Below are 18,116 nucleotides of genomic sequence, written 5' to 3' on the forward strand. Positions count from 1 at the left end.
GTACCTGTGGGAGCGGGCTTGCCCGCGAAGAGGCCGGCACAGCCACCGAATATCTACCAGGCCGCCAGCAAGGTGTGCGCCGCCGCCGCACTTCGCTATAATCGCCGCCTTGCTGTGCCCGGCGGGTATGCATTCCCCCCTGGGCGCCTGACAAACCTCGGCTTTTACTGGGCCTGAAAGGATCACCATGTTCGAAAACCTGACCGACCGCCTGTCACAGACGCTGCGCCATGTCACCGGCAAGGCCAAGCTGACCGAAGACAACATCAAGGACACGCTGCGCGAAGTGCGCATGGCCCTGCTCGAGGCCGACGTTGCCCTGCCGGTGGTCAAGGATTTCGTCAACAGCGTCAAGGACCGTGCAGTCGGCACCGAAGTGTCGCGCAGCCTGACCCCGGGCCAGGCGTTCGTGAAGATCGTCCAGGCCGAACTGGAAAGCCTGATGGGCGCGGCCAACGAAGACCTCGCGCTGAACGCCGCCCCGCCCGCCGTGGTGCTGATGGCCGGCCTGCAGGGCGCCGGTAAGACCACCACCGCCGGCAAGCTGGCGCGCTTCCTCAAGGAGCGCAAGAAAAAGAGCGTGATGGTGGTGTCCGCCGACGTCTACCGCCCGGCGGCGATCAAGCAGCTGGAAACCCTGGCCAACGACATCGGCGTCACCTTCTTCCCGTCCGACATCAGCCAGAAGCCGGTGGCCATCGCCGAAGCGGCCATCCGCGAAGCCAAGCTGAAGTTCATCGACGTGGTCATCGTCGACACCGCCGGCCGTCTGCACATCGACGCCGACATGATGGACGAGATCAAGGCGCTGCATGCCGCGGTCAAGCCGATCGAGACCCTGTTCGTGGTCGACGCCATGACCGGCCAGGACGCCGCCAACACCGCCAAGGCCTTTGGCGAGGCGCTGCCACTGACCGGCGTGGTGCTGACCAAGGTCGATGGTGATGCCCGTGGCGGTGCCGCGCTGTCGGTGCGTGCCATCACCGGCAAGCCGATCAAGTTCATCGGTATGGGCGAGAAGACCGAAGCCCTCGAACCGTTCCACCCCGACCGCGTCGCCTCGCGCATCCTCGGCATGGGTGACGTGCTCAGCCTGATCGAGCAGGCCGAACAGAACATCGACAAGGCCAAGGCCGACAAGCTGGCCAAGAAGCTGAAGAAGGGCAAGGGCTTCGACCTCGAAGACTTCCGCGACCAGCTGCAGCAGATGAAGAACATGGGCGGCCTCGGTGGCCTGATGGACAAGCTGCCGAGCATCGGCGGGGTCAACCTGTCGCAGATGGGCAACGCCCAGGGCGCCGCCGAGAAGCAGTTCAAGCAGATGGAAGCGATCATCAACTCCATGACCCCGGCCGAGCGCCGTGATCCGGAGCTGATCAGCGGCTCGCGCAAGCGCCGTATCGCCATCGGTTCCGGCACCCAGGTGCAGGACGTCGGCCGCCTGATCAAGCAGCACAAGCAAATGCAGAAGATGATGAAGAAATTCTCCGCCAAGGGCGGCATGGCCAAGATGATGCGCGGCCTTGGCGGGATGCTGCCGGGCGGCGGCATGCCGAAGCTGTAAACCCTATTCCGGGGGCCTGCCGTTTGTCCGGCAGGCGCCCAGAACCCCCGCCGTGGCGGGGCAATGGCCGCGGATTTCGCGGCTCAACCGGCAGATCTGGACGGCAGGGCAGGGCCTTGCCGAAAAAGTCATTTGCAAATGTCCGTGTATTCCCCGAGAATATGCGGCCTTTTGGGCACCCGTGTGCCTATTTGGCATTCAGATTTGCAGTACCAGCTGCTGTATCAACTGCAGCACCGACTATAGGAACGATGTTCACATGGTAACCATTCGTCTGGCCCGTGGCGGCTCGAAAAAGCGCCCATTCTACCACCTGACCGTGACCAACTCGCGTAACGCCCGTGACGGCCGTTTCGTTGAGCGCGTAGGTTTCTTCAACCCGATCGCTGCTGGCGCCGAAGTCAAGCTGTCGGTCAACCAAGAGCGCGTCAACTACTGGCTGAGCCAGGGTGCACAGCCGTCTGAGCGCGTTGCTCAGCTGCTGAAGGACGCTGCCAAGGCTGCTGCCTGAGTAGTATGAACGCGACGCCAGAAAAGGCTGACGACCTCATCGTCGTTGGCAAGATTTTTTCGGTTCACGGCGTTCGCGGCGAGGTGAAGGTGTATTCCTTTACCGATCCGATTGAAAACCTGTTGGATTATCCGCGCTGGACGCTTCGGCACGAAGGCAAGGTAAAGCAGGTCGAGCTGGTCAACGGTCGTGGCTCCCAGAAGGGCCTGGTCGTGAAACTGAAAGGCCTCGATGATCGTGATGAAGCCCGTCTTCTGAGCGGTTACGAAATCTGCATTCCGCGGAGCCTTTTGCCCAACCTGGCTGCTGACGAGTACTACTGGTACCAGTTGGTGGGCCTGAAGGTCATCAACCAGGACGAACAACTGTTCGGCAAGGTCGATCACCTGTTGGAGACCGGTGCGAACGATGTAATGGTGGTCAAGCCCTGCGCAGGCAGCCTGGATGATCGCGAGCGTCTGTTGCCCTATACGGCGCAATGCGTGCTCGACATCGACCTGGAAGCAGGCGTGATGCGGGTTGAATGGGACGCGGACTTCTAAACGATGGGTAACCTTCGCGTAGACGTCATCACGTTGTTCCCCGAGATGTTCTCGGCCATCACGGAGTACGGCATTACCAGCCGCGCGGTGAAACAGGGGTTGCTTCAGGTGACTTGCTGGAACCCGCGGGACTACACCACAGATCGTCACCACACGGTGGATGATCGGCCGTTTGGCGGTGGTCCGGGCATGGTGATGAAAATCAAGCCTCTGGAAGACGCCCTGGTTAGCGCCAGGCAAGCGACCGGAGCAGCGGCGAAGGTGATCTACCTTTCGCCACAAGGCCGCAAGCTGACTCAGCAGGCGGTCAAAGGCCTGGCCGAACAGGAATCGTTGATCCTGATCGCCGGTCGTTATGAAGGCATCGACGAGCGCTTTATCGAGGCTCATGTCGATGAGGAGTGGTCGATTGGCGACTATGTGCTTTCCGGTGGCGAGCTGCCGGCCATGGTACTGATCGATGCGGTTACACGGCTGCTGCCCGGAGCTTTAGGGCATGTGGACTCGGCGGAAGAGGATTCCTTCACCGACGGTCTGCTCGATTGCCCGCACTACACCCGGCCTGAGGTGTATGCGGATCAGCGTGTTCCCGACGTGTTGCTAAGTGGCAACCATGCACACATCCGGCGTTGGAGAATGAAGCAGTCCCTTGGTAGGACCTTCGAACGACGCGCCGATCTTCTGGAAAGTCGCTCGCTTTCTGGAGAAGAGAAGAAGCTGCTCGAGGAATATCTCCGCGAGCGGGACGATAGTTAAACGTATCGATGGTGGATCACGTATCCATCTTAGGAGCACAGCATGACCAACAAGATCATCCAGCAGCTCGAAGCCGAGCAGATGAGCAAGGAAATCCCGACCTTCGCACCAGGCGACACCGTTGTCGTTCAGGTTAAAGTGAAGGAAGGTGAGCGTTCCCGTCTGCAGGCGTTCGAAGGCGTCGTTATCGCCAAGCGTAACCGCGGTCTGAACAGCGCCTTCACCGTGCGCAAGATCTCCAGCGGCGTTGGCGTAGAGCGTACCTTCCAGACCTACAGCCCGCAAATCGACAGCCTGGCCGTGAAACGTCGTGGTGACGTGCGTAAAGCCAAGCTGTACTACCTGCGCGACCTGTCCGGCAAAGCCGCTCGCATCAAGGAAAAACTGTCCTGAGTGCAGTTTGCCCGGTGGCCAAGGCCGCCTAGCGAGAAAAAAGCAGCCTTCGGGCTGCTTTTTTGCGTTTTGAACCCCCGAAGATGTGATTGCCATGACTACCCGAGACCAGGAAATCCTGCGCCGCACCGAGCTGTCGGTGACCCGCGTGACCAAGGCGGTGTTCCCCAACACCACCAACCACCACAACACCCTGTTCGGCGGCACCGCCCTGGCCTGGATGGACGAAGTGTCGTTCATCGCCGCCACGCGCTTCTGCCGCCTGCCGCTGGTGACCGTGTCCACTGACCGCATCGACTTCAAGCACCCGATCCCGGCGGGCTCGATCGTCGAGTTGGTGGGGTCGGTCATCAAGGTGGGTAATACCAGCTTGCAGGTGCAGGTGGATGTGTTCGTCGAGAACATGTACCTGGATGGGCGCGAGCGAGCGATTCATGGGGTGTTCAGCTTCGTCGCCATCGACGAGGACAAGCGGCCGGTGCCGGTTTTGCCCCAGGCCTGAGTTCTCCTGCACTGGCCCTTTCGCGGGCGCGCCCGCTCCCACAAGTACTGCAAAGCATTCAAAGCCTGTGGAGGTCCTGTGGGAGCGGGCGTGCCCGCGAAGAGGCCGGTACAGACAACCCCCAAGGTGCTGTGAAACACTAGCCCCACCTCCAACACCCAGCAGCCCCGAATGCCCGCCCTAGACCACCCCCTGATCGACCAGTTCCTCGACGCCCTGTGGCTTGAAAAGGGCCTGTCCGACAACACCCGAATGTCCTACCGCAGCGACCTGGCTCTGTTCAACGGCTGGTTGCAGGAACACGGCGTCAGCTTGCCCGACGCCGGCCGCGACCTGATTCTCGACCACCTGGCCTGGCGCCTCGACCAGGGCTACAAGCCGCGCTCCACGGCACGCTTCCTGTCCGGCCTGCGCGGCTTCTTCCGCTACCTGCTGCGGGAAAAGCTGGTGGCCATCGACCCGACCCTGCAAGTGGACATGCCGCAACTGGGCAAGCCGCTGCCCAAGTCGTTGTCCGAAGCCGACGTCGAAGCCTTGCTGCAGGCCCCGGACCTGAGCGAAGCCATCGGCCAGCGTGACCGCGCCATGCTCGAAGTGCTTTACGCCTGTGGCCTGCGGGTCACCGAACTGGTCAGCCTGGCCCTCGACCAGGTCAACCTGCGCCAGGGCGTGCTGCGGGTGATGGGCAAGGGCAGCAAGGAGCGCCTGGTGCCCATGGGCGAAGAGGCGGTGGTGTGGCTGCAACGCTACCTGCGCGATGGCCGCGCCGAACTGCTCAATGGCCGCCCCAGCGATGTCTTGTTCCCCAGCCAGCGTGGCGAGCAGATGACCCGCCAGACCTTCTGGCATCGCATCAAGCACCATGCCCGGGTCGCCGGCATCGACAAACCGCTGTCGCCGCACACCCTGCGCCATGCCTTCGCTACTCATCTGCTCAACCATGGCGCCGACCTGCGCGTGGTGCAGATGCTGCTGGGCCACAGTGATCTGTCGACCACGCAGATCTACACCCATGTCGCCAAGGCCCGCCTGCAGCAATTGCACGCCCAGCACCACCCGCGTGGATGAATGTTTTTCATGTTCCGCCGACCGGTCCTTGCAAGGCCCTTCACCGGCGGTGTGATGTGGTAGGCTTGGGCGGTTTGCACCAAGGGCCGCACGGTCACCGCGTATTTTCCGCAGGTGGCGCCCTCCGGCCCCTGTCCGCCTTCAGGAGTTCCCATGCGCGTGACCCAGTTTTTCGCCGCCGCCGCGTTGGCGCTGGCCAGTACTTTTGCCGTTGCTGCGGCAACCGACAGCAATGCCGCTGCCGAGCAGGCCATCCGTAAGTCGTTGCAGAACCTCGAGCTGGAAGTGCCCGTCGAAAGCGTGGCCAGCAGCCCGGTCAGCGGCCTGTATGAAGTCAAGCTGCAGGGCGGCCGCGTGCTGTATGCCAGCGGCGACGGCCAGTTCGTGATGCAGGGCTACCTGTTCCAGATCCAGGACGGCAAGCCGGTCAACCTCACCGAGAAGACCGAGCGCCTGGGCATTGCCAAGCTCATCAACGGCATTCCAGCCGCCGAGATGGTGGTTTATCCTGCCAAGGGTGAGACCAAGTCGCACATCACCGTGTTCACCGACACCACCTGCCCGTACTGCCACAAGCTGCACGCCGAGGTGCCCGAGCTCAACCGCCGCGGTATCGAAGTGCGCTATGTCGCCTTCCCGCGTCAGGGCCTCGGTTCGCCGGGTGACCAGCAGTTACAGGCCGTCTGGTGTTCCAGCGACCGCCGTGCGGCGATGGACAAGATGGTCGAGGGTGAGGAAATCAAGGCCGCCAAGTGCGCCAACCCGGTCAGCAAGCAGTTCCAGCTGGGCCAGTCGATCGGCGTCAACGGCACGCCGGCGATCGTCCTTGAAAGCGGCCAGGTCATTCCGGGCTACCAGCCGGCACCGCAGGTCGCCAAGCTGGCACTGGCCAAGTAATCCAATTCAGTACGCCGTCGTCATGGGGTGACGGCATGTTTCACGGTCGGCATAGGTGTCGGCCGTTCAATGGGGAGTTCACAGTGAAACCGGTCAAAGTAGGCATCTGTGGGTTGGGGACCGTCGGTGGCGGAACCTTCAATGTACTTCAGCGCAACGCCGAGGAGATCGCCCGCCGTGCCGGGCGCGGTATTGAAGTGGCACAGATTGCCATGCGCTCGCAGAACCCGAACTGCCAGATTACCGGTACCCCCATTACCGCTGATGTGTTCGAAGTTGCGAGCAACCCGGAGATCGACATTGTCATCGAGCTGATCGGTGGCTACACCGTGGCCCGCGAACTGGTGCTCAAGGCCATCGAAAACGGCAAGCACGTGGTCACCGCCAACAAGGCGCTGATTGCCGTGCACGGCAATGAAATCTTCGCCAAGGCCCGCGAGAAGGGCGTGATCGTCGCCTTCGAGGCGGCCGTGGCCGGTGGCATCCCGGTGATCAAGGCCATCCGCGAAGGCCTGTCGGCCAACCACATCAACTGGCTGGCCGGCATCATCAACGGCACCGGCAACTTCATCCTCACCGAAATGCGTGAGAAGGGCCGCGCCTTCCCGGACGTGCTGGCCGAAGCCCAGGCGCTGGGTTACGCCGAAGCCGACCCGACTTTCGACGTTGAAGGCATCGATGCCGCGCACAAGTTGACCATCCTGGCTTCGATCGCTTTCGGCATCCCGCTGCAATTCGACAAGGCCTACACCGAAGGCATTACCCAGCTGACCACTGCTGACGTGAATTATGCCGAGGCCCTGGGCTACCGCATCAAGCACCTGGGTGTGGCCCGCCGCACTGCCGAAGGTATCGAGCTGCGCGTACACCCGACGCTGATCCCGGCCGACCGCCTGATCGCCAACGTCAACGGCGTGATGAACGCCGTCATGGTCAATGGCGACGCCGCCGGTTCCACCCTGTACTACGGCGCCGGTGCCGGCATGGAGCCTACCGCTTCGTCGGTGGTCGGCGATCTGGTCGATGTGGTCCGTGCCATGACCTCCGACCCGGAAAACCGCGTGCCGCACCTGGCCTTCCAGCCGGATTCGCTGTCGGCCCACCCGATCCTGCCGATCGAGGCCTGTGAAAGCGCCTACTACTTGCGCATCCAGGCCAAGGATCACCCTGGCGTACTGGCCCAGGTGGCCAGCATCCTCTCGGAGCGTGGCATCAACATCGAGTCGATCATGCAGAAGGAAGCCGAGGAACAGGACGGCCTGGTGCCGATGATCCTGCTGACCCATCGCGTGGTCGAGCAGCGTATCAACGACGCCATCGTCGCCCTGGAAGCCCTGCAGGACGTGGTCGGCAAGGTCGTGCGCATTCGCGTCGAGCAGCTCAACTAACAATAGTGCCGGCGGGCCGCCAGTGCGGCCCCGGCCCCAGCATCGAAGGTTTGCACCCATGCGCTATATCAGTACCCGCGGCCAGGCTCCGGCCCTCAATTTCGAAGACGTCCTGCTGGCTGGCCTGGCCAGCGACGGCGGCCTGTACGTCCCGGAAAACCTGCCACGCTTCACCCAGGAAGAAATCGCCTCGTGGGCCGGCCTGCCGTACCACGAACTTGCCTTCCGGGTGATGCGCCCGTTCGTCGAAGGCAGCATCGCCGACGCCGACTTCAAGAAGATCCTCGAAGAAACCTACGGCGAGTTCGCCCACGCCGCGGTTGCCCCGCTGCGTCAGCTGAACAGCAACGAGTGGGTGCTGGAGCTGTTCCACGGCCCGACCCTGGCGTTCAAGGACTTCGCCCTGCAACTGCTCGGCCGCCTGCTGGACCACGTGCTGGCCAAGCGCAACGAGCGCGTGGTGATCATTGGCGCCACCAGCGGTGACACCGGTTCCGCCGCCATCGAAGGTTGCCGCCGTTGCGACAACGTCGACATCTTCATCCTGCACCCGCACCAGCGCGTGTCGGAAGTGCAGCGCCGGCAGATGACCACCATCTTCGGCGACAACATCCACAACATCGCCATCGAAGGCAACTTCGACGACTGCCAGGAAATGGTCAAGGCCAGCTTCGCCGACCAGTCGTTCCTCAAGGGCACCCGCCTGGTTGCGGTCAACTCGATCAACTGGGCGCGGATCATGGCCCAGATCGTCTACTACTTCCACGCGGCCCTGCAGTTGGGTGGCCCGGCGCGTTCCGTGGCGTTCTCGGTGCCGACCGGCAACTTCGGCGACATCTTCGCTGGCTACCTGGCACGTAACATGGGCCTGCCGGTCAGCCAGCTGATCGTCGCCACCAACCGCAACGACATCCTGCACCGCTTCATGAGCGGCAACCAGTACGTCAAGGAAACCCTGCACGCGACCCTGTCGCCGTCGATGGACATCATGGTCTCGTCCAACTTCGAGCGCCTGCTGTTCGACCTGCACGGCCGCAACGGCGGCGCCATTGCCGAACTGATGGCCAACTTCAAGCAAGGTGGCGGCTTCAGCGTCGAGCAAGACCGCTGGACCGAAGCGCGCAAGCTGTTCGACTCGCTGGCAGTGAGTGACGAGCAGACCTGCGAAACCATCGCCGAAGTGTTCGCCGCTACCGGCGAAGTGCTCGACCCGCACACCGCAATCGGCGTCAAGGCCGCCCGCGAGTGCCGCCGCAGCCTGGACACGCCGATGGTGGTGCTGGGTACCGCGCACCCGGTCAAGTTCCCGGAAGCGGTGGAGAAGGCCGGTGTTGGCAAGGCGCTGGAGCTGCCGGCGCACCTCAGCGACCTGTTCAGCCGTGAGGAGCGTTGCACGGTGCTGGCCAATGACCTGAAGGCTGTGCAGGGCTTTGTCAGCCAGCATGGCAACCGCGGCAAGCCGCTGTAAACATCGGGGCCGCACTGCGGCCCATCGCCGGCAAGCCAGCTCCCACCCCGACCGCATAGGCCCAAGGTCATGTGCAATCCCTGTGGGAGCTGGCTTGCCGGCGATGGGCTGCGGAGCAGCCCTAATTGTCCGAATCTTCCCACTGCTCCATCAGAAACATCCTATTCAGGCCGCCCAGCGCAACGCCTAATTTAGCCGGTCCTCCCATCAGGAGCGGCTCATGTACCAGCCCTACGTGTTGATCCACCAGGCTCGCCCATCCCATCAGATCCTCCTGCACCAGGCCCTCAATGCCCAAGGCATGTTCCATGTGCGCATCAGCGAAACCAGCGCAGACCTCGACGCCTGCCTGAACGCCGATCACCGCCCCGATCTGTTGATCCTTGACCACGCCATGCCAACCCGGGCCGGCCTTGCCTTGCTCGAACACCAGCACCGAACCCGCGCTTTGCTGTTCGTCGGCCAGGCTACCCCCAAGCGCCACAACCTTGCCCAAGAGGCCAGAAACCGGGGCCTGTGGGTGCTCGCCGAACTGCCCTGGCCGCTGTCGATGCCAAGCCTGCAGCGTGCCCTGCAAGCACTGCAGGCGCGCCCGTGGCGGCGTATTCAAACTGTCACGTCCGCCCCGCATGCTCACTGAAGCAGCCGCGGTGTAACGAACTTTCCGCTGCGTCTGTTGGTCAGTTCCTCTATATCCCACCACGCAGCGAGTGATCCGGATGGAAAGAATCTGCAGACTGCTCAACGAAGCCCTGACCCCCTATCAGACCCACCTCGGCGTCGCCGATGCCCAGGGTAATCGCCAATTGACCGTTCATGACCGCCTCGCCGGCATCACCCTGCGGCGCACGGTCAGCGAGCGCCAGTTGCAGGAACAAAGCCTGTTGATCGACCTGGTGGATGGCCTGCACCGCGACCTGCAGATCGCCGAAGGGCGTTTGCAGCCCTGTGTGATCGCGGCATTGCAGCAGCGCCAGCAACCCCATGGAACCTTTGCCTGAGTGGTTTATCAGACACTGTAGGGGCAGCCGGGCCAGTGCTTTGCTCCGGCGCTGGCAAGGCTGTCACGGGAAGCCCCCAAGGGCTTTCGCTTGGCCCCGGGCGTGTTTCCCCAGCGCCCGGGGTTTCTTTTTTGGGTTGCCTGCACCGGCCCTATCGCCGGCAAGCCAGCTCCCACAGATACTGCACATGGCTTGAGGTTGATTCGGTCGAGGTGGGAGCTGGCTTGCCGGCGATAGGGCCGGTGCAGGCAATCAGTGGTCTTCGAAGAAGCGCTTGCTCTCTTCCAGGTAGTCTTCCTGCAACGCCGGGTCCAGCCAGCGTGCATACAACCTCGGCAACACATCCCGGCGCAAGGCAGGCAGCAGTTGGTCGATGTGCGCAATCGCTTCACGCCCAAGCTCGCTATTCGAACAACCTACATGCAGAAACTGGTAGCGGTTCACCCCTTGCACAGGATGAAACCGGTAGTCAGTCAGTGCCCCGCCTTGCTGCTCCACCAGGTAGCGCACTTCGGGCCAGTAGCCGAGCACCATGCGCAGGCGCCCGAGCTGTTGCATCTGTAGCAGGTTGGCGGTGGCGTCGTTGCCGTAGTGGCGGCTGAACGCGGTGTCGGGCAACTGGCGCAGGATGGCGTCGATCTGCGTGCCATAGCTGCGCTCGGCGACAACCCCCAGCTTCAGCGGGGTCTTGCTCAGCAGGGCATGCAGGTCTACCTCCTGGCCGTCGAGGTAAGGCGCCACCAGCGCCTCGCTGTCCTTGCGCAGCACCAGGCCGCCACTGAGCACGCCCAGGGAGGGCACGGAAAACCGCACATATTCGGCGCGCTCCGGCGTCCACAGCAGGGTCGGGTCGCAGGTGAAGCTATTCAGGTCCTGCAGCATCTGGATGCCGCGGGCGCGGTTGACCCGCAGGATGCTGTGGTCGTACTCGGGCATCTGCCTGATCAGCAGGGGCAACAGCTGGTCGATCACCCCTTGGCCTTTTTCCGGCCCTTCCAGAATGGTGAACGGCGGCAGGTCGCGCACCAGCCAGAAGATGCGCTCCTTGGCAGTGGCAGGCTGCAACAGCAATGCGGGCAGCAGCCCGCACAGCAGGACCAGGTGACGTAGGCAACGGGCAGCGCGCATGGACCAGGGCCGCGCCAGGGTCAGACCGTGCCTGCTGCGCGCAGGCTGGCGATGGCCGCCGCGTCGTAGCCCAGGTTGCCGAGCAGCGCCTCGGTGTGTTCGCCCAGCGCCGGGCCTACCCACTCGGTGGAGCCGGGGGTGTCCGACAGCTTGGGCACGATGCCCGGCATGCGGAATGGCTTGCCGTCCGGCAGCTTGGCCTGCAGGAACATTTCGCGTGCCAGGTACTGCGGGTCGTTGAACATGTCCTCGGCCGAATAGATGCGGCTGGCCGGCACTTCGGCGGTGTTCAGCACCTGTATCAGTTGCTCCAGCGGCAGGCTGTTGGCCCAGCGGTCGATTACCCCGTACAGCTCGTCACGGCGCAGGTCGCGGCCATCGTTGGTGGCCAGGGTCGGGTCGTCGGCCAGGTCGGTGCGGCCAATGGCCTGCATGAAGCGCTTGAAGATCGCATCGCCGTTGGCGCCGATCTGCACATGCTTGCCGTCGGCGCTGGTGTGAATGGAGGAGGGCGTGATGCCGGGCATGATGTTGCCGGTGCGTTCGCGGATAAAGCCGAACACATCGAACTCCGGGACCATGCTTTCCATCATGGCGAAGATCGCTTCGTACAGGGCTACGTCCACCACCTGGCCCTGGCCGCCGTTGACTTCCCGGTGTCGCAGCGCCATCAGTGCGCCGATCACCCCCCACAGGGCAGCAATCGAGTCACCGATGGAAATGCCCGTGCGCACCGGTGGGCGGTCGTCGAAGCCGGTGATGTAGCGCAGGCCGCCCATCGACTCGCCCACGGCGCCGAAGCCCGGCTGGTCCTTCATCGGCCCGGTCTGGCCGAAGCCCGACAGGCGCACCATTACCAGGCGCGGGTTGAGCGCGTGCAACACGTCCCAGCCCAGGCCGAGTTTTTCCAGCACGCCCGGGCGGAAGTTCTCGATCAGGATGTCGGCGTCGGCCAGCAGGCGCTTGAGAATCTCGCGGCCCTCTGGGTGCTTGAGGTTGAGGGTGAGCGACTGCTTGTTGCGAGCCTGCACGAACCACCACAGCGAGGTGCCTTCGTACAGCTTGCGCCATTTGCGCAACGGGTCGCCGCCATCGGGCGATTCGACCTTGACCACCTCGGCGCCGAATTCGGCACAGATGCGCGAGGCGAACGGGCCAGCGATAAGGGTGCCGAGTTCGACAACCTTGAGACCGGCGAGGGGTTTGCTGGGCGTAGTCATGGGGCATCCGTGGCAGCTGGGCAGATGCGTGGTTTTATCATAGGTCCGAAGCGGCAGATACTGCTGCGGGGCAACGAAGGGCAGTATCGGTTAGACTGTGTCACTTTTTCTCTGCGCAAGAAGCCCGTCGACCATGGCCCAGCCGTCCACCACCTACAAATTCGAACTGAACCTGACCGACCTCGACCGCGGCGTGTACGAAAACGTCCGTCAGACCATCGCCCGCCACCCTTCGGAAACCGAAGAGCGCATGGCCGTACGCCTGCTGGCCTACGCCCTGTGGTACAACGAGAACCTGTCGTTCGGCCGTGGCCTGTCCGATGTGGATGAAGCGGCGCTTTGGGAAAAGAGCCTGGACGATCGCATCCTGCACTGGATCGAAGTGGGCCAGCCGGACGCCGACCGACTGACTTGGTGCTCGCGCCGCACCGAGCGTACCAGCCTGCTGGCCTACGGCAGCCTGCGCGTATGGCAGAACAAGGTGGTGGACGCGGTCAAGGGCTTGAAGAACCTGAGCATTGCCGCCGTGCCGCAGGAGGTGCTGGAAACCCTCGCCACCGACATGCCCCGCACCATCAAGTGGGACGTGATGATCAGTGAAGGCACCTTGTTCGTCACCGACGACCGTGGCCAGCACGAAGTGCAGCTGGAGTGGCTGCTTGGTGAGCGCGGCTGAAGCACCCCATGCGTATCGAACCTCGCCCGCTGCCGCCGACCCTGCCATTCCTGGGTAACCTGCCACCCTTGCTGACCCGCCTGTACGCCGCGCGCGGCGTGCAGAGCGAGGCCGAGCTGGACAAAAGCCTCTCGCGCCTGCTGCCGTACCAGCAGCTCAAGGGCATCGAGGCCGGTGTGGATCTGCTGGTCGAGGCTATCGACCAGCGCCAGCGCATTCTCATCGTCGGCGACTTCGATGCCGACGGCGCCACTGCCAGTACTGTCGGCGTGCTGGGCCTGCGCCTGCTGGGCGCGGCCCACGTCGACTACCTTGTGCCCAACCGCTTCGAGTACGGCTATGGCCTGACCCCGGAAATCGTCGAGGTGGCGCTGCAACGCCAGCCGCAGCTGCTGATCACCGTGGACAACGGCATTTCCAGCGTCGACGGTGTGGCAGCCGCCAAGGCCGCCGGGCTCAAGGTGCTGGTCACCGACCACCACCTGCCGGGTGCGGAGTTGCCCGACGCCGACGCCATCATCAATCCCAACCAGCCGGGTTGCAGTTTCCCGAGCAAGGCGCTGGCCGGGGTAGGGGTGATCTTCTACGTGCTGATGGCCCTGCGTGCGCGCCTGCGCAGCCTGGGGCGCTACGAAACGCAGCCGCAGCCGAACATCGGCGAATTGCTCGACCTGGTTGCCCTGGGCAGCGTCGCCGACGTGGTGCCATTGGATGCCAACAACCGCATCCTGGTGCACCAGGGCCTCGAGCGCATTCGCGCCGGCCGCGCCCGGCCGGGGCTCAAGGCCATTCTTGAAGTGGCCCGTCGCGATCACCGGCGCATCACTTCGACCGACCTTGGCTTTATCCTGGGCCCGCGGCTGAACGCTGCCGGGCGCCTGGACGACATGAGCCTGGGCATCGAATGCCTGCTGTGTGAAGACGCGGCCCTGGCCCAGGACATGGCCCAGCAGCTGGACGACCTGAACCAGGACCGCAAGTCGATCGAACAGGGCATGCAGCGCGAGGCCCTGGCCCAGCTCAAGGACCTGCCTGTCGAGTCGATGCCATATGGCCTGTGCCTGTTCGATGCCGACTGGCACCAGGGGGTTATCGGTATTCTGGCTTCGCGCTTGAAGGAGCGTTACCACCGGCCGACCATCGCTTTCGCCGACGCTGGCGAGGGCATGCTCAAAGGGTCGGCGCGTTCGGTGCCGGGGTTCCATATTCGCGATGCGCTGGATGCTGTGGCGGCGCGCCACCCGCAACTGATCAGCAAGTTCGGCGGCCACGCGATGGCGGCGGGGTTGTCGTTGCCCGAGGCCAATTTCCCGGCATTTGCCGAGGCGTTCGACGAAGAAGTGCGACGCCAGCTGCGCGAAGAGGACCTGACCGGTCGGCTGTTGTCCGACGGCAGCCTGGCGGTGGAGGAGTTCCACCTCGACCTGGCCAAGGCCCTGCGCCATGCCGGGCCCTGGGGGCAGCACTTCCCCGAGCCGCTGTTCCATGGCGTGTTCCAGTTGGTGGAGCAGCGCGTGGTGGGCGAGCGGCACCTGAAGGTGGTGCTCAAGAGCGAGTGCGGCTCGGTGCGGCTGGACGGCATTGCCTTTGGCATTGACCGCGAAGTGTGGCCGAACCCGACGGTGCGTTGGGTCGAGTTGGCGTACAAGCTGGATGTGAACGAGTTCCGTGGCAATGAAAGTGTGCAGTTGATGATTGCCCACATGGAGCCGCGCTGACTCCAATTCCGGGGCAGCGTTGCAGCCCATCGCCGGTGAACCAAGCGCGATCCCTGTGGGAGCGGGCATGCCCGCGAACACCGGCGAAGCCGGTGCCATCCACTGAGTCGCCTTCTTCGCGGGCACGCCCGCTCCCACAGGGCCTGCGGCGGGCTTGAGACTTGCGCTGTACCTGTGGGAGCTGGCTTGCCGGCGATCACCGGCGAAGCCGGTGCCATCCACTGAGTCGCCTTCTTCGCGGGCACGCCCGCTCCCACAGGGCCTGCGGCGGGCTTGAGACTTGCGCTGTACCTGTGGGAGCTGGCTTGCCGGCGATCACCGGCGAAGCCGGTGCCATCCACTGAGTCGCCTTCTTCGCGGGCACGCCCGCTCCCACAGGGCCTGCGGCGGGCTTGAGACTTGCGCTGTACCTGTGGGAGCTGGCTTGCCGGCGATCACCGGCGAAGCCGGTGCCATCCACCGCGTCGCCTGCTTCGCGGGTAAACCCGCTCCCACAAGGCTCTGCGGCGGGCTGGCTAATGTGCTCCATGTGCGATCGATGATCACATCAAACTCAGCGCGCCATACCTAACTCGGCATCATCCATCAGCGCCTTGGCCATCGCACTGAGATAGTGCGCAGCCCAGATCATCATGGGTTTCTCATCCATCAGCCCGACGATGGTCAACTCCCGCACATAGCCCATCAATTCCGAAGCCTGATCACGGGCGTCTCGGCACGGAATGCCCGCTTCGATACGAAATAATGGGTGGGTCTGGTTTTCACCCTGAAAAAAAGTGGTCTTGCCGACGGTGAACTGGGTGTCGTCTGTGTTCATTGATCCCTCTCCTGATCATTCTGAGCGTTTTGTCGAAGGAGAAGAAATGAGGGGGGATCAGGGACTGTCATTTTCATATCAATCACTCGTATGGTTGCTGATTGACCGCCTCTCCGATTCCACACGAAGGGTGGCAGTTGTACGCGGTGTGGAATCCAGGCTACGAGTAAACCCGGTAGGCTTTGCGGCCTTCCGCGCACAACTGCCATGACGACAGCTACTCGGTAATTGATCGGGATTCCACCCCCGGCCGCTGAATGCCAGCGACCAGCAAAGGCTAGAGAGTCAGGATTCCAGTAACAATCAGACGCGAGTCGACAGGACTTGTAGGTTATTTCCTCAGCCTAGGCTTCACCAGATCTGGGCCGTAAGGGATATCTGAAACTCTGATCAGACATGGCGCTGGTAACACAGAGCCGTTCAACCTCTACCAAATCCCATGGAACCTCCCCCCCAACCATTCTGGTCTAGTCTGAAGTTATGACCGGACCTGGGCCAGGGACGTGCAATTGAGTGTCCGGGCCGGATCACCATTGGAGTCCTTGGGAGGTGCCCTCATGAGCCTGCTGCTCGAGCCTTACACCCTGCGTCAGCTGACCCTGCCCAACCGCATCGCCGTTTCGCCGATGTGCCAGTATTCCGCCGTCGATGGCCTGGCCAACGATTGGCACCTCGTCCATTTAGGCAGCCGCGCCGTGGGTGGCGCTGGCCTGGTAATCACTGAAGCCGTGGCGGTGACCGCCGATGGCCGCATCACCGCTGAAGACCTCGGCCTGTGGGACGACGCTCAGATCGCCCCGCTGCAACGCATCACCCGTTTCATCACCGCCCAGGGGGGCGTGCCCGGTATCCAGCTGGCTCACGCCGGGCGCAAGGCCAGCACCTATCGCCCGTGGCTGGGCAAGCAAGGCAGCGTCAAGCTCGAAGAGGGCGGCTGGCAGCCGGTGGGCCCGTCGAAAATCGCCTTCGACCCGCAACACACGACGCCGCACGAGTTGAACCACAATGAGATTCAGGGTGTGATCGCCGCCTTCGTCGCCTCGACCGAGCGCGCCCTGAAGGCCGGTTTCAAGGTGGTCGAGATCCACGCCGCCCATGGCTACCTGTTGCACCAGTTCCTGTCACCGCTGAGCAACCAGCGTCGCGACGAGTACGGCAGTTGCTTCGAAAACCGCATCCGCCTGACCCTGGAGGTGGTCGAGGCCGTGCGCAAGGTCTGGCCTGCCGAGTTACCGCTGTTCGTGCGGGTATCGGCGACCGACTGGGTCGAGGACGGCTGGAACCCGGATGAAACCGTCGAACTGGCCCGCCGCCTGCGTGGCTTGGGCGTCGACCTGATCGATGTGTCCTCCGGCGGCACCTCGGTCAACGCCGAAATCCCCACCGGGCCCGGCTACCAGACCCGCTTCGCCGAGCGTGTGCGCAAGGAATCGGAAATCGCCACCGGCACCGTGGGCATGATCACCGAACCGGCCCAGGCCGAGCACATTCTGCGCACCGGCCAGGCCGACATCATCTTCCTCGCCCGCGAACTGCTGCGCGACCCGTACTGGCCGCTGCATGCCGACGACGACCTGGGCGGCAACAAAGCTACCTGGCCTGCGCAATACCAGCGTGCCACCAGCCGGGCCAACCCGATTCACGAGTCGGACCTGCGGGATTGACCTGACCCAAGCATTACGCGGTCGTTGTAGGAGCGGCCTTGTGTCGCGAAAGGGCCGCAAAGCGGCCCCGGCAATATCAGCGGCGGAGCTGAAAACCTGGGGCCGCTTCGCAGCCCTTTCGCGACACAAGGCCGCTCCTGCAACGACCGCGTCGGCATCTCAATTCAGCTATAGGCAGCCTTGCTGAGAATATCGCTTACCCACTGGTTGATACTCTTCTCGGCCAACTCGGCCTTGGCCGCCACACTGGCATGAAGGGTAGGCTCCAAGCGCAGGCTGAGCTTGCCGGAGTAGGTTTTCTGTGGCTCACGGCCCAGGCGTTGGCAAGTCTCAAGATAATCGTCCACGGCGTCTTCAAATGCCTGGCGCAGCTCACTGATCGATTCGCCATGGAAACCGATCACATCGCGAATACCTGCGACATGGCCGATCAGTAACTGGTCTTCGTCGCTGTATTCGATACGAGCGGCGTAGCCGCGGTAGGTCATGACATTCATGGTATTACTCCTGCCTGCTCGAGGAACTGGCGGGCGTCTCTTAGTTGATAGGGCTTGGCGTGCCTGTCCGGATGAGGGCGATGGAAAGTTGCTACTGCGCCATTGAGTTCAAAGCGAACCCGTGACCCTCTTCCTTCGATGACCCGGGCACCCAGTGATACCAACATTGACTCCAGTCGCACCCATTCCAGCGTCCTGGGAACCGGCTTTTTCAGTACTGCTTGAAGTGTGGCTTGCTGATGGTTATTCATGGTATCAGATTATGATACCAATGAGAGGGGTTCAATGGATGAGTAGTAGGATGGA

At 63.1% G+C, this 18,116-nt stretch carries 20 protein-coding genes; 15 read left to right on the forward strand and 5 right to left on the reverse strand.

Going from position 1 to position 18,116, the window contains the following annotated elements:
- Positions 1-187 precede the first annotated feature (187 nt).
- The 12 genes from ffh (at position 188) to CAG34_RS01585 (ending at position 10,090) form a co-directional block, all read left to right on the forward strand.
- Positions 188-1,564, forward strand: coding sequence for a signal recognition particle protein (ffh, locus tag CAG34_RS01530; protein ID WP_013971189.1), 1,377 nt, complete (start codon positions 188-190; stop codon positions 1,562-1,564).
- Between the two features lie 259 nt (positions 1,565-1,823).
- Positions 1,824-2,075: a 30S ribosomal protein S16 gene (gene rpsP / locus CAG34_RS01535; RefSeq protein WP_003259424.1), complete on the forward strand. Its 252-nt coding sequence runs from the start codon at positions 1,824-1,826 to the stop codon at positions 2,073-2,075.
- Between the two features lie 5 nt (positions 2,076-2,080).
- On the forward strand, positions 2,081-2,617 hold the full coding sequence (gene rimM, locus CAG34_RS01540) for a ribosome maturation factor RimM (RefSeq protein ID WP_025337913.1): 537 nt from the start codon (positions 2,081-2,083) through the stop codon (positions 2,615-2,617).
- Between the two features lie 3 nt (positions 2,618-2,620).
- Positions 2,621-3,373 carry a tRNA (guanosine(37)-N1)-methyltransferase TrmD gene (gene trmD / locus CAG34_RS01545; protein WP_003252146.1) on the forward strand — a complete coding sequence of 251 codons (753 nt, stop codon included), beginning with the start codon at positions 2,621-2,623 and terminating at the stop codon, positions 3,371-3,373.
- A 42-nt stretch (positions 3,374-3,415) separates the two neighbouring features.
- Positions 3,416-3,766 (forward strand): 50S ribosomal protein L19, encoded by a 351-nt coding sequence (gene rplS, locus CAG34_RS01550; protein ID WP_003252148.1) that lies wholly within the window; start codon positions 3,416-3,418, stop codon positions 3,764-3,766.
- 94 nt (positions 3,767-3,860) lie between these two features.
- Positions 3,861-4,268, forward strand: coding sequence for an acyl-CoA thioesterase (locus CAG34_RS01555; protein WP_025337914.1), 408 nt, complete (start codon positions 3,861-3,863; stop codon positions 4,266-4,268).
- 171 nt (positions 4,269-4,439) lie between these two features.
- Complete coding sequence (gene xerD, locus CAG34_RS01560) at positions 4,440-5,336, forward strand: site-specific tyrosine recombinase XerD (protein ID WP_085587602.1); 897 nt, start codon at positions 4,440-4,442, stop codon at positions 5,334-5,336.
- Positions 5,337-5,489: 153 nt separating this feature from the next.
- Complete coding sequence (locus CAG34_RS01565) at positions 5,490-6,233, forward strand: DsbC family protein (RefSeq protein ID WP_046616084.1); 744 nt, start codon at positions 5,490-5,492, stop codon at positions 6,231-6,233.
- Positions 6,234-6,316: 83 nt separating this feature from the next.
- Positions 6,317-7,621, forward strand: coding sequence for a homoserine dehydrogenase (locus CAG34_RS01570; RefSeq protein WP_046616085.1), 1,305 nt, complete (start codon positions 6,317-6,319; stop codon positions 7,619-7,621).
- Between the two features lie 58 nt (positions 7,622-7,679).
- Complete coding sequence (thrC, locus tag CAG34_RS01575; protein WP_010952565.1) at positions 7,680-9,089, forward strand: threonine synthase; 1,410 nt, start codon at positions 7,680-7,682, stop codon at positions 9,087-9,089.
- 220 nt (positions 9,090-9,309) lie between these two features.
- On the forward strand, positions 9,310-9,729 hold the full coding sequence (locus tag CAG34_RS01580) for a response regulator (protein WP_085587604.1): 420 nt from the start codon (positions 9,310-9,312) through the stop codon (positions 9,727-9,729).
- 79 nt (positions 9,730-9,808) lie between these two features.
- Entirely contained in the window at positions 9,809-10,090 is a 282-nt protein-coding gene (locus tag CAG34_RS01585) for a DUF3509 domain-containing protein (RefSeq protein ID WP_061303183.1), read from the forward strand.
- Between the two features lie 252 nt (positions 10,091-10,342).
- On the opposite strand, the gene CAG34_RS01590 is transcribed toward CAG34_RS01585, so the two are convergent.
- Both CAG34_RS01590 and CAG34_RS01595 read right to left on the reverse strand, forming a co-directional pair.
- Positions 10,343-11,218 carry a TIGR02285 family protein gene (locus CAG34_RS01590; RefSeq protein ID WP_085587606.1) on the reverse strand — a complete coding sequence of 292 codons (876 nt, stop codon included), beginning with the start codon at positions 11,216-11,218 and terminating at the stop codon, positions 10,343-10,345.
- Positions 11,219-11,238: 20 nt separating this feature from the next.
- Positions 11,239-12,438 carry a CaiB/BaiF CoA-transferase family protein gene (locus CAG34_RS01595; protein ID WP_085587608.1) on the reverse strand — a complete coding sequence of 400 codons (1,200 nt, stop codon included), beginning with the start codon at positions 12,436-12,438 and terminating at the stop codon, positions 11,239-11,241.
- Positions 12,439-12,571: 133 nt separating this feature from the next.
- Between CAG34_RS01595 and CAG34_RS01600 the strand changes: the two genes are divergently transcribed.
- Both CAG34_RS01600 and recJ read left to right on the forward strand, forming a co-directional pair.
- On the forward strand, positions 12,572-13,114 hold the full coding sequence (locus tag CAG34_RS01600; protein WP_013971198.1) for a YaeQ family protein: 543 nt from the start codon (positions 12,572-12,574) through the stop codon (positions 13,112-13,114).
- Positions 13,115-13,122: 8 nt separating this feature from the next.
- The gene (gene recJ / locus CAG34_RS01605) at positions 13,123-14,832 is read left to right on the forward strand and encodes a single-stranded-DNA-specific exonuclease RecJ (RefSeq protein ID WP_085587610.1); all 1,710 of its coding nucleotides are present in this window, start codon (positions 13,123-13,125) and stop codon (positions 14,830-14,832) included.
- Positions 14,833-15,385: 553 nt separating this feature from the next.
- Here the strand turns inward: recJ and CAG34_RS01615 are convergent.
- Positions 15,386-15,649, reverse strand: coding sequence for a DUF3077 domain-containing protein (locus CAG34_RS01615; RefSeq protein ID WP_003258594.1), 264 nt, complete (start codon positions 15,647-15,649; stop codon positions 15,386-15,388).
- Positions 15,650-16,206: 557 nt separating this feature from the next.
- Between CAG34_RS01615 and CAG34_RS01620 the strand changes: the two genes are divergently transcribed.
- Complete coding sequence (locus CAG34_RS01620; protein WP_085587612.1) at positions 16,207-17,313, forward strand: NADH:flavin oxidoreductase/NADH oxidase; 1,107 nt, start codon at positions 16,207-16,209, stop codon at positions 17,311-17,313.
- Between the two features lie 164 nt (positions 17,314-17,477).
- On the opposite strand, the gene CAG34_RS01630 is transcribed toward CAG34_RS01620, so the two are convergent.
- Both CAG34_RS01630 and CAG34_RS01635 read right to left on the reverse strand, forming a co-directional pair.
- Positions 17,478-17,810, reverse strand: coding sequence for a type II toxin-antitoxin system HicB family antitoxin (locus CAG34_RS01630; RefSeq protein ID WP_013971202.1), 333 nt, complete (start codon positions 17,808-17,810; stop codon positions 17,478-17,480).
- Entirely contained in the window at positions 17,807-18,061 is a 255-nt protein-coding gene (locus tag CAG34_RS01635; RefSeq protein ID WP_085587616.1) for a type II toxin-antitoxin system HicA family toxin, read from the reverse strand. The genes CAG34_RS01630 and CAG34_RS01635 overlap by 4 nt, the downstream gene beginning before the upstream one ends.
- Between the last annotated feature and the right edge of the window lie 55 nt (positions 18,062-18,116).

Origin of the sequence: Pseudomonas sp. B14(2017), from assembly GCF_002113255.1 — a bacterium.
Lineage (GTDB): Bacteria > Pseudomonadota > Gammaproteobacteria > Pseudomonadales > Pseudomonadaceae > Aquipseudomonas > Aquipseudomonas putida_Z.

What these genes read in the sequence shown, in the direction of transcription:
- rplS (WP_003252148.1), top strand. Translation starts at nt 3,416, where the DNA reads ATGACCAACAAGATCATCCAGCAGCTCGAAGCCGAGCAGATGAGCAAG.
- thrC (WP_010952565.1), top strand. Translation starts at nt 7,680, where the DNA reads ATGCGCTATATCAGTACCCGCGGCCAGGCTCCGGCCCTCAATTTCGAA.
- CAG34_RS01615 (WP_003258594.1), bottom strand. Translation starts at nt 15,649, where the DNA reads ATGAACACAGACGACACCCAGTTCACCGTCGGCAAGACCACTTTTTTT.
- CAG34_RS01630 (WP_013971202.1), bottom strand. Translation starts at nt 17,810, where the DNA reads ATGAATGTCATGACCTACCGCGGCTACGCCGCTCGTATCGAATACAGC.
- CAG34_RS01635 (WP_085587616.1), bottom strand. Translation starts at nt 18,061, where the DNA reads ATGAATAACCATCAGCAAGCCACACTTCAAGCAGTACTGAAAAAGCCG.
- CAG34_RS01595 (WP_085587608.1), bottom strand. Translation starts at nt 12,438, where the DNA reads ATGACTACGCCCAGCAAACCCCTCGCCGGTCTCAAGGTTGTCGAACTC.
- CAG34_RS01580 (WP_085587604.1), top strand. Translation starts at nt 9,310, where the DNA reads ATGTACCAGCCCTACGTGTTGATCCACCAGGCTCGCCCATCCCATCAG.
- rpsP (WP_003259424.1), top strand. Translation starts at nt 1,824, where the DNA reads ATGGTAACCATTCGTCTGGCCCGTGGCGGCTCGAAAAAGCGCCCATTC.
- CAG34_RS01555 (WP_025337914.1), top strand. Translation starts at nt 3,861, where the DNA reads ATGACTACCCGAGACCAGGAAATCCTGCGCCGCACCGAGCTGTCGGTG.
- CAG34_RS01600 (WP_013971198.1), top strand. Translation starts at nt 12,572, where the DNA reads ATGGCCCAGCCGTCCACCACCTACAAATTCGAACTGAACCTGACCGAC.
- recJ (WP_085587610.1), top strand. Translation starts at nt 13,123, where the DNA reads ATGCGTATCGAACCTCGCCCGCTGCCGCCGACCCTGCCATTCCTGGGT.
- rimM (WP_025337913.1), top strand. Translation starts at nt 2,081, where the DNA reads ATGAACGCGACGCCAGAAAAGGCTGACGACCTCATCGTCGTTGGCAAG.
- ffh (WP_013971189.1), top strand. Translation starts at nt 188, where the DNA reads ATGTTCGAAAACCTGACCGACCGCCTGTCACAGACGCTGCGCCATGTC.
- CAG34_RS01590 (WP_085587606.1), bottom strand. Translation starts at nt 11,218, where the DNA reads ATGCGCGCTGCCCGTTGCCTACGTCACCTGGTCCTGCTGTGCGGGCTG.
- CAG34_RS01565 (WP_046616084.1), top strand. Translation starts at nt 5,490, where the DNA reads ATGCGCGTGACCCAGTTTTTCGCCGCCGCCGCGTTGGCGCTGGCCAGT.
- CAG34_RS01585 (WP_061303183.1), top strand. Translation starts at nt 9,809, where the DNA reads ATGGAAAGAATCTGCAGACTGCTCAACGAAGCCCTGACCCCCTATCAG.
- CAG34_RS01620 (WP_085587612.1), top strand. Translation starts at nt 16,207, where the DNA reads ATGAGCCTGCTGCTCGAGCCTTACACCCTGCGTCAGCTGACCCTGCCC.
- xerD (WP_085587602.1), top strand. Translation starts at nt 4,440, where the DNA reads ATGCCCGCCCTAGACCACCCCCTGATCGACCAGTTCCTCGACGCCCTG.
- trmD (WP_003252146.1), top strand. Translation starts at nt 2,621, where the DNA reads ATGGGTAACCTTCGCGTAGACGTCATCACGTTGTTCCCCGAGATGTTC.